Origin of the sequence: Pseudomonas sp. Pse35 (genome assembly GCF_024519715.1) — a bacterium.
Lineage (GTDB): Bacteria > Pseudomonadota > Gammaproteobacteria > Pseudomonadales > Pseudomonadaceae > Aquipseudomonas > Aquipseudomonas paracarnis.
This window is the reverse complement of the sequence record NZ_JALJRP010000035.1, coordinates 1-12843: the sequence shown is the minus strand read 5'-3', so window position 1 is coordinate 12843 and position 12843 is coordinate 1. Positions and strand designations below refer to the sequence as shown.

Here is a 12843-nt window from a genome sequence, read left to right as displayed (position 1 = left end):
CTGGCCGCCCTGGATCGGCATTGTTGCTGTTTATGCAATGAAGCTATTCCGTGGATAGCTTTTTCCAACTGGAATAAAGCCGTAGCATGGCCAACATTGTTAGCCAGCTAACTAATGCTGCGGAGAAGCTCCATGCAAAACAAAGTCGATGTGGCCGTAATGATCGGCAGTGGCGTACCCCAAACCCTGCGAGCCCTGGGCCAGCGAGCTTGCTGGGTGGTGTTGCTCAACGGTGAGCAGCGCGGCACTGCATTCGCCAGCCGGGACGAGGCGCAGGAATGCCAGGCTGCCTGGCAAGCGCTATTGCGCAGGGAAGCGTCAGACAGCCTGCATTGATCAAGCGCGGGGAGGCTCATGCAGCAGCGCATTGAGGTCATCCACTGCGGGAGCCCATTCTGCGTCGACCTGCAATTGTTCCCTGAGGAAGTTCGCCTGCTGTTCGCTCCAGAATGGCGCGTCGATGAGTTTTACATCATCGGGCAGTCGATGTTCGGCGGTAAAACGTTCGATGGCTTCCTGGCTGGAATCCAGCCCCAGTTGTTCGAACAGGGTTTCAAGGGTTGGGGTGGTGGTGTCCATAGCTTTCTCCATGCGGGCTTATCGTCATGCATGTGAGGGGCAGGGCACGCCAGAGTTCTATCGGATTGTCAGGTATTGAGCGCGCCGCAATCCACGGCGGTTTTCAGTGCCTTGGCCGCCTCTTTGCCAGCCATGGCCGCTGCGTCGGCGGTTTTGAACCAGCGGTCTTTCTCCACCTGGTGCGCGGTGACCTTGTTCAGCGGTGGTTTTGCTCGCATGATGATGACCGCTTGAAACTCACCGTCTACTTCCCTCGCATCGCCGTGGATAATAAATTCGCCAATATCAAATTCCGTCACGTATGGCTTTCCCTTCAAGGTAACTGCGTTGATGAAACCTGACCCGCGGGGGGCAAACTTCCATGGACAGGCCAGTATGGCAGTTGTTGAGGGGCAGTGGCGCGGTAAAGTCATCCAGGCGACGAAACGATTCCGCCGCCTGAGGCGTATAGCTTGGCTTCAAGGGACTTGGCCAGTTCGCAGGCTTTGATGTGATCGCTGCGAAACCCCTTGATCTTGCCGCTGGGCACTTCAAGAATATGAAAAAAGTTCTTTCCTGCGGGTACAACTTGGTAAAGCACCGAATTGGAGTACCCATTCAGGTTCAGCAGGCAGTAGTATTGCTGTTCGTCGGGACATGGTGAACGAGTGTGGAAAGACGTAGCGTCGTGTTGACGTCGTTGCATGCTCAGCTCCTGTCGATCGATCCTGATAGCTTGTCTGCATTGTTTCGGGTGGTTTTCACCCTGGTTGCTGTTCTAGTATTGTCGTCGGTAGTTCGTGACTGGTTCCATGCCCAGATGTTTTTTTGTGTTGGGGTGTCGGAAAACTGCATTTTTAACTGGGTTATTCTCTGAAGTCGGCAGACCCGTATTCTCGGGTCGTTGAACCTGTGATTTGCTGTATCGCGGTTGACTTCCCATGAGGTCCGCCGTTGAGGTTTGTACTAGCCTTACGAGTTCTCTTCAGTTTTTTAATGACTCTGTATCGTGTCGTAACGGCCATTTTTTGTGCTGTTCGCTTTGGCGGTCAGTGCTTTTTTGATGTGGGGGCGTTTCCTTGGCAGTCAGTAATCTGGATATGCACGCGTTATTCGTGCTGGGTGATTTGCGCGCAAAGTTGGTCAAGCAGTTTCAATCTCGGTTTGTCTACGTCACTGAACAGACGCCGGAAGGTATTTATATCGCCGAAATCGATACCGAAACGGCGCTGGTCGTGGACGACAAGCCACGTCTGGAACTCAAAGTAGGTGACCATTTTCGCGCAGCGGTATTGCCCAGCCGCGAAGGTGGCAAGTTCGAATTGAGGTTTCGCGATATCAAGTTGACCGTCTACGGCCTCGGCGACTATGCCTTTGTGTCGTCGAACGAAGGCCAGGGTATTGTGTTCAAGGAAGGCCACAGTGTGATGCTGGTATTCGCCGCCCATGAGCAATTGCAGGAAGGGTTGACCAAGACCCTGAAGGCCGTGACTGGCAAAGCCGCCAAATGGCGCAAGGGTGAACTGGTGACCTTCAAGGCCAGCGAGTAGGCGATAAATACGCTGTGCATCTTTGTCTTTTGGAACCTCTACTACAGTTGAGTTGACTTAACTATTCAGAGGCTTCGCGCATTCGCAGCAAAGCCGTTCGCCATGACTGCGAAAACGCGAGGTGCACAGGCATGAAAGGATTGAAGTCACTGCTGGCGGCGGGCCTGACGACCCTGAGTCTGTCATTGCCGGTATCGGCTGCCCAGGCACCGGTGCATTTTGCCGACCTGAACTGGGAAAGCGGCAGCCTGATCACTGAAGTACTGCGTTTTATCGTCGAGAAGGGCTATGACCTGCCCACCGACACCTTGCCTGGTACCACTATTACCCTGGAAACCGCCCTGGCCAAGAATGACATCCAGGTGATCGGCGAGGAATGGGCAGGCCGCAGCCCGGTATGGGTCAAGGCTGAAGCCGAAGGCAAGGTGGCGGGCCTGGGCGATATCGTCAAAGGTGCGACCGAAGGCTGGTGGGTGCCGGAATACGTGGTCAAGGGTGACCCCTCCAAAGGGCTAAAACCCCTGGCTCCAGACCTCAAAAGCGTGCAGGACCTGGCGCGCTACAAGGACGTGTTCAAGGACCCTGAATCTCCGGGCAAGGGGCGTTTTCTGAACAGCCCCATTGGCTGGACCTCCGAAGTGGTCAACAAACAGAAGCTCAAGGCTTATGGCCTGGACGACAGCTATGTGAACTTCCGCAGCGGTTCGGGGGCGGCGCTGGATGCGGAGATTGCCTCTTCGATTCGCCGGGGCAAGCCCGTGCTGTTCTATTACTGGTCGCCGACCCCGTTGATGGGGCGCTATAAATTGATCCAGCTGGAAGAACCGCCATTTGATGCAGATGCGTGGAAGACCCTGACTGACGCAGACAACCCGAACCCGAAGCCGACACGCTCATTGGCTTCCAAGCTGAGCATTGGCGTGTCGACGCCGTTCCAGCAGGAACATCCACAGATTGCCCAGTTCTTCGAGAAGGTCGAGTTTCCCATCGAGCCGCTTAACAAAGCCTTGGCGACGATGAGCGAGCACCACACGCCGCCTCGGGAGGTGGCCCAGGCGTTTCTCAAGGAACATCCGCAGGTGTGGAAGGCCTGGTTGACGGAAGATGTGGCGCAGAAGGTCGAGGCGAGCCTCAAGTAACCGGCGGTCTTTGTATCGAGTGAAGATCAAGATGTGGGAGCTGGCTTGCCTGCGATGACTGAGTGTCAGACAACATATTTTTATGCTGACCCACCGCTATCGCAGGCAAGCCAGCTCCCACATTCAATTGCATTTCAAGTCAACGGTCGTTGCAGCGTTAGAACTTGGTCTGTACGGCCAGCTCAAAGGTCCTCGGTGATCCCAGATAGTACGCCGGCGACACATGGGCAAACTCGGCATACACCTCGTTAGTCAGGTTACGTACGCGCCCGGTTACCGAGGTATGCGCATCCACCTTATAGCGCAGGAAGGTGCCGAACAGCGTATAGGCCGGTACGGTCTGGGTGTTGGCATTGTCCGCATACACCTGAGCGACATAACGCGCATCCACCCCGCCTTGCCAATTCTCGGCAAAGTCATAGGTCAACCACAGGTTGCCCACGCGCTTGGGCACGTTGGTTGGCGTATTGCCCTTGCGCGACACCACGGCGCCGCTGGCGATTTTCTCGTTGAACTCATCGTACTGCGCGTCCACCCAGGCGAAGTTGCCTTCGGCCAATAGCCTCGGCGTGATGCGCAACGAACTGGCCAGTTCGATGCCCTTGGACGACTGCGCGCCCACCGGGATGCTGCTGGTCGGGTCCAGCGGGTCGGTGACGGCGAAGTCCTTGCGTTCGATCCTGTACGCGGCGACCGTGGCGGAACCGCGGCCCTCCAGGTAATCGAACTTGCTGCCGATTTCCCATTGCTTGCCGGTGGACACGTCGAACACCTGGGTAGTGGTGTTGGGCTGTTCGACGGCGGTGCTGTATTGCACATAGACGTTGGCGGAGGGGATGAACTGATAGGTCAGGCCCACCCGGCCCGTTACCGGCTCCCAACTGCGCTTGAAGTGTCGCGGGTTGGTGGCGGTGATCGTACGATGGTTGGTCACGTCCAGATCGATGGCGTCATAGCGCAGGCCAGTCAGCAGCGAGAGCTTATCCGTCAGTCCCAGACGGTTTTCCACGAACAGTGCCTTGGTCGTCACCTGGTTGGTCTTGTCCTTGACGAAACCTGGCCGGGTACCGGGAATATCATAGAAGTGCCCCGGGTCGTAGTGGTTCGGGTCTACGGTACTTTTGCCCGGCACGTTCAACGGGCTGTTAGTGGTGCTGTTGATCTTGTACTCAAAACCGCCGGACCAAGTGGTGGCGAGGCCGAAGACGCTCGTGTCATGGCGCAGTTCGAACTGGTTGCCGTTCTGCTCGCCCTGATGCCGCACCTGATAGGCCGTCGAGCGGTTCACCGCGCTGTTGTCGGCGTTGTATTGGTAGGTCTCCAGGTTGCGGTAGTCGCGCTGGCTGTCGAGGTGGTAGAGGGTATTTTTCAGTGTGGTGCTGTCGTTGATCCGGTAGTCGATGATCGAGCGTGCCCAGATCGTGCGTTGCTCATAACGGCCGTCGGCTACGTTGTAGTTATTGAAGCGGTTGTGCTTGTCGATCTTCAGCTCACCGGCCTTGGGGTTGAGCACCGGCGTGCCCCAGTACGGGCTGTCTTCATGTTCGTCCTGATACTCCAGGGCCAGGGTGTGGGACAGGTTCGGGGTGAGGTCGCTGAGCAGGGAAAACGCCACGCTCCAGGCATCGCGCTGGTCGCGGTCGATGTAGCTGTGATTGGTGTTGCGGCTCACATCCAGGCGGGCGTAGTGCTGCACCTCGGCGCCGGGTTCGGTCAGCGCATGGTTGAGGCCGAACGCCATACCGGCGGTGTCGTAACTGCCATAGCTCAGTTGGCCCTCGATGGCCTGTTCCTCGCGGCTTGCCAGCTTGGTCACGTAGTTCAGCGAGCCACCCACTGAGCCTGCGCCGTTGATCAGGGAGGAGGGGCCGCCTACCAGTTCGACGCGGTCATAGATCCACGCATCCACCGGTCGCGCCAGGCCCGAGGCGACATTGATGCCGTTGAACATCTGGGTGATCTGGCTGCTGGTAAACCCTCGGTACGAGACAAACCCGCCAAACCCAGGCGGCGCGCTGGCGTTGACGCCGGGCAGGGTATTGGCCGCATCACGGAAGGTCTTGGCGCCGTGGCGCTCGATATCGTTGCGGTTAGCAATGGCCACCGACGCCGGCGTTTCCCGCACGCTCAGGCCCAGGCGCGAGGCCATGCCGCTGGATTGGTCCAGGGCCAGCCCAGGCTCGGCACTTTGCTCGCCGTCAATGGTGGTTGGCGCCAACTCAAGGGCCGAGGCGCAAACAGGCAGGCAGCCGAACAGGCCCGCCAACAGGGGTAAATGTTTCATGGTTGAATCCTGAAAACTTGGCTCGAAAACAACGCACTGCTCCCCGTACTCCTTACGGAAACGAAGCGGTGCAGATCAGAACGCGCAGGGATCAGGCGAAGGCAGGTGGCGCGCGCGGATTAGCCGCAGGCCAGGTGAAGCGGGCGGGAATGTCGGCGGCGAGCACCACCGCTGCGGGCGGCGCATGGGGTTGCGGCAGGACTGCCACATTCAGGTGGGAGTTGAGCGCCGGGCCCATGCCGCCGGTAGAGCACAGCGGGCAACCAAACGCCTTCGACAGCGTTGGCAGGCTCTCATCCGTAGAATTGCTGGGCAGGGGCGCCTGGGTACGTGGGTCCACCGTACAGAACTGGCCGCTGATGCCGTTGAGCTGCATCCCCACCATCTGCCCATGACCAATGCTGCAGGCGAACACATTGAACAGGACGCAGCAGTAGAGCGTCCAGGCAATGAGTGAGCGGTCGGCACGGGCGAGTTTCATGGGGCGGCACTTTATCATCAGCGACCGACGAAATGCCTGCAAAAAAACTCAGGGCGGCTATCCTCATTCGCACATTTTTGTGGAGCGCCGACCATGAGCTTTGTGATTGCGCGGTGGATCGTCGGGGTATTTACCTTCATCAGCATGGTGCACCTGTATTGGGCTGCGGGTGGCAAGCTCGGCAGCCTGGCCGCTATCCCGCAACTGCCCGGAGAGTTTGCCTGCGGGCCGCGACCGGCGTTCAAGCCGTCGGCGCTGGGTACTTTTCTGGTGGCGATGGGGCTGGTGGCGATTGCCTTGCTCGTGTGTCTGCGCGCCGGGCTGTATTTCTCGCCGGTGTCCCACGGGGCGTTGCAGTGGGGTATCAGCGCGATTGCCGTGCTGATGTTTGCCCGGGCGATTGGGGATTCGGAGCTGGTGGGGTTTTTCAAGAAGGTCGGCGGGTCGAGGTTTGCTCGCCTGGATACCTATTTCTATTCGCCGTTGTGCCTGGTGTTGGGCGCCGGCTTGCTGGTGGTGGCGTGGAGCTGAGCCTGAGCCCACAGATACCTGGCTGACACCGCGCAATCCAAATGTGGGGGCTGGCTTGCCTGCGATGCAGACACCTCGGTCTACCAGCCAAACCGGGTTGATCCCTTCGCAGGCAAGCCAGCTCCCACCTTCAACCACGCTCGACAGGTAAGCCCGAGCGCCACCAAGCCCCTGTGGCCGCCATTTGATTCACCTCCAAGTATTTCCCAGACAAAAACACACCCCCCGGTTTTATAGCGCTTGACCTTCCCAGTATGGCAAGCCGGATAAAAACCCCACGTGTCGGTTTGTCTTGAAAATTCCAAGGAGGGTGAACGATGTGCACCAAACCAGTAAGCCTCATTACCGGGGCGTTGGCCGTAGCATTGATGCTCGGCGGATGCTCGGACAATGCGCCGCCAGCTGCAGCAGCCAAGCCACCCGGCGTGCCGGTCGCCCAGGTGGTGGCGCGTGCGGTGACGCCGTTTGTGGAGTACACCGGTTCGTTGACCGCCATCGACCAGGTTCAATTGCGCCCGCGAGTCAGTGGCTATCTGCAAAGTGTCAGCGTGCCCGAAGGGCAGTTCGTGGCCAAGGGCAGTCCACTGTTTGTGATCGATCCGCGTATGTTCCAGGCGGCAGTGAACGCAGCCAAGGCACGTCTGCGCGAGGCCGAGGCCAATGCGTTGCTGGCCCAGGCCGAGCATGGCCGTGCCGAGCAGTTATATGCCAAGAAGGTGGTGGCACGTGATCGTCTCGACACCGCCGTTGCTTCGTTGAACGCCGGCAGAGCGCAGGTGGAGGCCGCCAGGGCTGCGTTGGATACAGCCCAACTTGACCTGAGTTACACCCGCGTCACCGCGCCTATCAGCGGGCGCATCGACCGCGCATTGGTGACGGAAGGCAACTATGTGACCCGCGGGGAAACACCCCTGACCACGATTGTCTCCATCGACCCCTTGCATGTGTATTTCGATGTGGATGAACGCACCTACCTGCATTCGCTGGCGGCGACGCGGCAGCACGCAGGGTCCAAGGGCGAGCAAGCTGCCAAGGTCATGGTGGCGATGCTCAATGACACCACCTATGCACGGGCAGGGCGCGTGGACTTCCTGGCCAACTCGGCCGACCGCAAGACCGGCACGGTGCGCGTGCGTGCGGTGGTGGAGAACCCGGATGGGCGCTTGACGCCGGGGCTGTTCGCCAAGGTCAAGCTGGATACCGGCTCGGCGCAACCCCGGGTGTTGATTGCCGACCATTCCATCGGCACCGACCAGGGCCGCCGTTATGTGCTGGTTGTCGGTGAGGGCGACAAGACCGAGTACCGCCCGGTGGAACTGGGCCCGGTGGTCGACGGCCTGCGGGTCATCGAACAGGGCCTGCAACCGGGCGAGCGCATTGTCGTCAAAGGCCTGGTGCGCCCCGGCATGCAGGTAACACCACTGGCTGCCAGCATCGAGGGCAAGCCGCTTGAAGCACCGCTGGCGGTGGGGGGCGTGCAATGAGCTTCCCACGCTTTTTCATTGACCGACCGATCTTCGCCATTGTCCTGTCGGTGTTGATGATGATCGGCGGCATCGTGGCCTTCTTCCATTTACCGTTGAGCGAATATCCCGCCGTCACGCCGCCCACGGTGCAAGTGACGGCGTCGTATCCGGGGGCCAACCCGCAGGTGATTGCCGAGACGGTGGCGGCGCCGCTGGAACAGGTGATCACCGGGGTTGAGGGCATGCTTTACATGACCTCGCAGTCGGCCACCGATGGCCGCATGATCCTGACTGCAACCTTCGCCCAGGGCACCAACGCGGACATGGCCCAGATCCAGGTGCAGAACCGTGTGTCGCGAGCGTTGCCGCGCTTGCCCGAAGAGGTGCAGCGCCTGGGCGTGGTCACGCAGAAAACCTCGCCGGACATCCTCATGGTGGTCCACCTGCTGTCCCCCGACCAACGTTATGACCCGCTCTACATCTCCAACTATGCCTACCTGCAGGTGCGCGATGAGTTGTCCCGCCTGCCGGGGATCAACGATGTGCTGGTGTGGGGCGCGGGTGAATACAGCATGCGCCTGTGGCTCGACCCGGACCTGATCGCCGCCCGTGGCTTGACCGCCGGCGATGTCATCACCGCCGTGCGCGAGCAGAACGTGCAAGTGGCGGCCGGCTCGGTCGGCCAGGCACCGGATTCCACTGCGGCCTTCCAAGTCACGGTCAATACCCTGGGGCGCCTGACGGATGAAGAGCAGTTTGGCGACATCATCATCCGCACCGGCGATAACGGCCAGGTCACGCGCCTGCGTGATGTGGCCCGTATCGAGATGGGCGCCGATGCCTACGCGCTGCGCAGCCTGTTGGACGGTGAGCCTGCGGTGGCCTTGCAAATTATCCAGAGCCCAGGGGCGAACGCACTGGATGTGGCGCAGTCGGTGCGCGATACCATGCAGCGCCTGCAAACCAACTTCCCCGAGGGGTTGGTGTCGCGGATTGCCTATGACCCCACGGTGTTTGTGCGCGCTTCGCTGGAGTCGGTGGCCATCACGCTGATGGAAGCGATCCTGCTGGTGGTGATCGTGGTGGTGGTGTTCCTGCGCAACTGGCGCGCGTCGCTGATTCCCTTGATGGCCGTGCCGGTATCGATCATCGGCACCTTTGCGGTCATGCACCTGATGGGCTTCTCTCTCAATACCTTGTCGCTGTTTGGCTTGGTGTTGTCGATCGGCATTGTGGTCGACGATGCCATCGTGGTGGTGGAGAACGTCGAGCGGCATATCGAGAACGGCGAGGAGCCGATGCAGGCTGCGCGACGGGCGATGGGTGAGGTCACCGGCCCTATCATTGCGATCACCTCGGTGCTGGCGGCGGTGTTCATTCCCACCGCGTTTCTCAGTGGCCTGCAAGGCGAGTTCTATCGGCAGTTTGCGCTGACCATCGCGATTTCCACCATCCTCTCGGCGGTCAACTCGTTGACCCTCAGCCCGGCGCTGGCCGGCCTGTTGCTGCGGCCACGGCATGCCGCTGTGGTGCATGACCCGCGCAGCCTGCGTGGTCGTGCCGCACGGCTGTTGGAGGTACTGGGCCGGCCGTTCCAGCGTGCGCCGCAAGCCTATGGCAACACTGTGCGCAAGGTCGTCGGCCGTCGTGGCGTGGCGCTGTTGGCTTACGGCGGCTTGCTCGCATTGACCTGGTTCGGCTTCAACGCGGTACCGGCCGGCTTCGTGCCGATGCAAGACAAGTACTACCTGGTCGGTATCGCCCAGCTGCCGAACGCGGCCTCGTTGGAGCGTACCGATGCGGTGGTGCGGCAAATGTCGAAAATCGCCCTGGATGAGCCGGGGGTCGAGAGTGTCGTGGCGTTCCCGGGACTGTCGGTCAACGGCTTCGTCAACGTTCCGAATGCGGCGGTGATGTTCGTCATGCTTGATCCGTTCAAAGAGCGCACCTCGCCGGATATGGCGGCGGTCGCCATCGCCGGGCGTCTGCAGGCCAAGTTTGCGAGCATCCCCGACGGCTTCCTCGGCGTGTTCCCGCCGCCACCGGTGCCGGGGCTCGGGGTAACCGGGGGCTTCAAGCTGCAGGTCGAGGACCGTGGCGGCGTCGGGCTGGAGGCGCTGGTGCAGCAGACCCAGGTACTGATGACCAAAGCCACTGAGTCAGGCCAGGTAGCCGGGCTGATGACCAGCCTGGACGTCAATGCGCCGCAACTGAATGTCGACATCGACCGCACCCAGGTCAAGAGCCAGGGCGTGCGCCTGGCGGATGTGTTCGAGTCGCTGCAGGTCTATCTGGGGTCGCTGTACGTCAACGACTTCAACCGGTTTGGCCGCACCTACAAAGTCACGGCCCAGGCCGACGCGGACCATCGCATGCAGGCCGAAGCCATTGGCCGCCTGCAGGTGCGCAATGCCGCCGGGGACATGCTGCCGTTATCAGCGTTTGTCACGGTCACGCCGAGCTCCGGGCCTGACCGGGTGATTCACTACAACGGCTATCCCTCGGCGGATATCTCTGGCGGCGCGATGCCAGGGGTCAGCTCCGGGCAGGCGGTTGCGCTCATGGAGCGCCTGGCCCAGGAGGTACTGCCCGAGGGCGTGACCTATGAATGGACAGATTTGACCTACCAGCATAAGCTCGCCGGGTCATCGGCCCTGTTTATTTTCCCGCTGTGTGTGCTGCTGGCTTATCTGATCCTTGCCGCGCAGTACAACAGTTGGCTGCTGCCGTTGGCGGTGTTGCTGATCGTGCCCATGTGCCTGCTCAGCGCAATCCTCGGCGTGTGGCTGGTGGAGGGCGACAACAACGTGTTCGTGCAGATCGGGTTGGTGGTGCTGGTGGGCCTGGCGGCGAAGAACGCCATCCTGATCGTCGAGTTTGCCCGCAGCCTTGAAGCCGAAGGCGCCAGCCCATTGGAAGCGGTGATCCACGCCTGCCAATTGCGCCTGCGCCCTATTTTGATGACGTCCCTGGCGTTTATCGCAGGCGTAGTCCCGTTGGTGTTTGCCAGTGGCGCCGGGGCCGAGATGCGCCATGCCATGGGGGTTGCGGTGTTTGCCGGGATGTTGGGCGTGACGCTGTTCGGTCTGTTCCTGACGCCCGTGTTCTATGTGGTGATGCGCAGCCTGGCGCTGCGCGTGCAGCGTCAGGGGGCGAGTCCGACGGTGCAGCTAAAGGAGAGCGCATCATGAAACAGGCGTATCCAGCTTTTCTGTTGTCGTTGACCCTGCTGGCCGGTTGCGGCTCGGTGGGGCCGGACTATTCCGCGCCAGTGCTGCCCGCTGCGCAGCGGGCGACGAGCTTCGGCGCGCCCATCGCCGGGCTTGGTCCGGGCGAGGTCGAAGTGCAGTGGTGGCAAGTGTTCGACGAGCCGGCATTGAGCCAATTGATCCAACAGGCATTGGCGGCCAACCACGACATCGGCATCGCCGCCGCACGCCTGGACGAAGCCAAGGCGCTGTTGCGCGAAAGCCGCCAAGGCTTCCTGCCCAGCGGCGGCGCCGCCCTGGGCTACGAGCACCGCCAGCGCAGCGAGGTCGAGACTCCCTTCGGCGAGCAGCGCTCTATTGAAACCACCCGTGCGGCGGTGGATGCAGCCTGGGAAATCGACTTGTTTGGGCGCGTGCGTCGCTCGGTGGAGGCGGCCCAGGCCCAGGCGGGGTCGCGTCAGGCGTTGCTGCGCAGCGTGCAAGCGAGCGTCGCGGCGACGGTCGCGGCAACCTGGTTCGAGCTACAAGGGATCGAAGCCGAACAGGCGGTGGTCGCGGATATCAGCCAGAGCCAGCGCGACAGCCTGGGCCTGGTGGGGCAGATGGTCAGCGTCGGCGCCGCCACCGAATTCGACCGGCTGCGTGCCGAGGCCTTGTTGCGCAATGTCGAGGCGGTAGCGCCTGACCTGGAGCGACGTCGCGCCAAGTCAACCAACGCGCTGGCGGTGCTGCTGGGGCAAGCGCCCCAGGGGTTCAAGCCACCGCTGGCCCGGCCTGGGCGTGAAACCTTGAACCTGCGCACGTTGCAGGTGGGAGACCCGGCCGGCTTGCTGGCGCGCCGTGCCGATATTGCCGCGGCCGAACGCACGCTGGCGGCTGCGACCGCGCAGATTGGCGTGGAAACCGCTGGCTTGTATCCGGATATCCAGGTGCAGGGTTCCATCGGTTTGCTGGCCGGAAGTCTCAGCGCCCTGGGCGATGCGGGCATGCAGTCGAACTTTATCGCGCCGGTGATTCGCTGGTCGTTGCTGGACACCGGGCGCGTACGAGCGCGGATTGCCGCCAGCGAGGCACGCACCCAGGCGGCATTGATCGCTTATGACCAGACCGTGTTGCGGGCCCTGCAGGAAACCGATGATGCGTTCCAGGCCAACCGTACGGCCGGCAACGCCCTGGGCTTGCGGCTGTTGGAGGCGGCCGCCAACCGTGAGGCAGCCAGCTTTGCGCGCGAGCGGTTTGCGCAAGGCGAGGGTGTGTACCTGGATGTGCTTGAGGCCGAGCGCGCGGACTTCACCAGCCGCCGGGCATTGACGGCGGCGCGCACGGAACAGCGCTTGGCGGTGGTGGGGATCTATAAGGCGCTGGGTGGTGGGTGGGAGATCTGTGAGAGGGCGGGGCAGGCGTGCAAGGGGGCTACGGTGTTGCGCTAATGTGGACCTGTGGGAGCTGGCTTGAACTGCGAAGGCGGCCCGCCAGCCGACGCCTATCTACCCGACACCCCAACGATCCAAATGTGGAAGCTGGCTTGCCTGCGATAGCGGCCTGACAGCCGACACAGGTGTCAGACCGAGTACATATCCATTCCTGCGGTAACGGCCACTTAGGGTTCCGCTCTTACAGCGGGT

Annotated in this window: 12 protein-coding genes; 7 read left to right on the top strand and 5 right to left on the bottom strand. The window is 61.3% G+C overall.

The annotated features are described in order from the left end of the window. Positions 1 to 132 precede the first annotated feature (132 nt). Positions 133 to 336, top strand: a complete 204-nt coding sequence (locus OC445_RS22730) for a hypothetical protein (protein ID WP_034125690.1) — start codon at positions 133 to 135, stop codon at positions 334 to 336. Here OC445_RS22730 and OC445_RS22725 read toward each other — a convergent pair whose 3' ends face one another. The 3 genes from OC445_RS22725 to OC445_RS22715 form a co-directional block, all read right to left on the bottom strand. Next, positions 337 to 579 carry a DUF2789 domain-containing protein gene (locus tag OC445_RS22725; protein WP_034125689.1) on the bottom strand — a complete coding sequence of 81 codons (243 nt, stop codon included), beginning with the start codon at positions 577 to 579 and terminating at the stop codon, positions 337 to 339. A 68-nt stretch (positions 580 to 647) separates the two neighbouring features. Continuing rightward, positions 648 to 878, bottom strand: a complete 231-nt coding sequence (locus OC445_RS22720; protein WP_262020371.1) for a hypothetical protein — start codon at positions 876 to 878, stop codon at positions 648 to 650. A gap of 110 nt (positions 879 to 988) precedes the next feature. After that, positions 989 to 1264 (bottom strand): hypothetical protein, encoded by a 276-nt coding sequence (locus OC445_RS22715; protein ID WP_032872432.1) that lies wholly within the window; start codon positions 1262 to 1264, stop codon positions 989 to 991. Positions 1265 to 1658: 394 nt separating this feature from the next. On the opposite strand from OC445_RS22715, the gene OC445_RS22710 reads away from it, so the two are divergent. Both OC445_RS22710 and OC445_RS22705 read left to right on the top strand, forming a co-directional pair. Further along, positions 1659 to 2108, top strand: coding sequence for a hypothetical protein (locus OC445_RS22710; protein ID WP_052199932.1), 450 nt, complete (start codon positions 1659 to 1661; stop codon positions 2106 to 2108). Between the two features lie 131 nt (positions 2109 to 2239). After that, complete coding sequence (locus OC445_RS22705; RefSeq protein WP_236454856.1) at positions 2240 to 3247, top strand: ABC transporter substrate-binding protein; 1008 nt, start codon at positions 2240 to 2242, stop codon at positions 3245 to 3247. 157 nt (positions 3248 to 3404) lie between these two features. Here the strand turns inward: OC445_RS22705 and OC445_RS22700 are convergent, their stop codons facing one another. After that, complete coding sequence (locus tag OC445_RS22700) at positions 3405 to 5531, bottom strand: TonB-dependent receptor (protein WP_198791066.1); 2127 nt, start codon at positions 5529 to 5531, stop codon at positions 3405 to 3407. A 91-nt stretch (positions 5532 to 5622) separates the two neighbouring features. Continuing rightward, positions 5623 to 6012, bottom strand: a complete 390-nt coding sequence (locus tag OC445_RS22695; RefSeq protein WP_034125684.1) for a DUF2946 domain-containing protein — start codon at positions 6010 to 6012, stop codon at positions 5623 to 5625. Between the two features lie 93 nt (positions 6013 to 6105). On the opposite strand from OC445_RS22695, the gene OC445_RS22690 reads away from it, so the two are divergent. The 4 genes from OC445_RS22690 (at position 6106) to OC445_RS22675 (ending at position 12648) form a co-directional block, all read left to right on the top strand. Further along, complete coding sequence (locus tag OC445_RS22690; RefSeq protein ID WP_054897788.1) at positions 6106 to 6543, top strand: DUF3995 domain-containing protein; 438 nt, start codon at positions 6106 to 6108, stop codon at positions 6541 to 6543. Positions 6544 to 6860: 317 nt separating this feature from the next. Continuing rightward, positions 6861 to 8027 carry an efflux RND transporter periplasmic adaptor subunit gene (locus OC445_RS22685; protein WP_198791065.1) on the top strand — a complete coding sequence of 389 codons (1167 nt, stop codon included), beginning with the start codon at positions 6861 to 6863 and terminating at the stop codon, positions 8025 to 8027. After that, complete coding sequence (locus OC445_RS22680) at positions 8024 to 11200, top strand: efflux RND transporter permease subunit (protein ID WP_262020370.1); 3177 nt, start codon at positions 8024 to 8026, stop codon at positions 11198 to 11200. Before OC445_RS22685 ends, OC445_RS22680 begins: the two co-directional genes overlap by 4 nt. Then, on the top strand, positions 11197 to 12648 hold the full coding sequence (locus OC445_RS22675; RefSeq protein WP_032901662.1) for an efflux transporter outer membrane subunit: 1452 nt from the start codon (positions 11197 to 11199) through the stop codon (positions 12646 to 12648). The genes OC445_RS22680 and OC445_RS22675 overlap by 4 nt, the downstream gene beginning before the upstream one ends. Positions 12649 to 12843 lie beyond the last annotated feature (195 nt).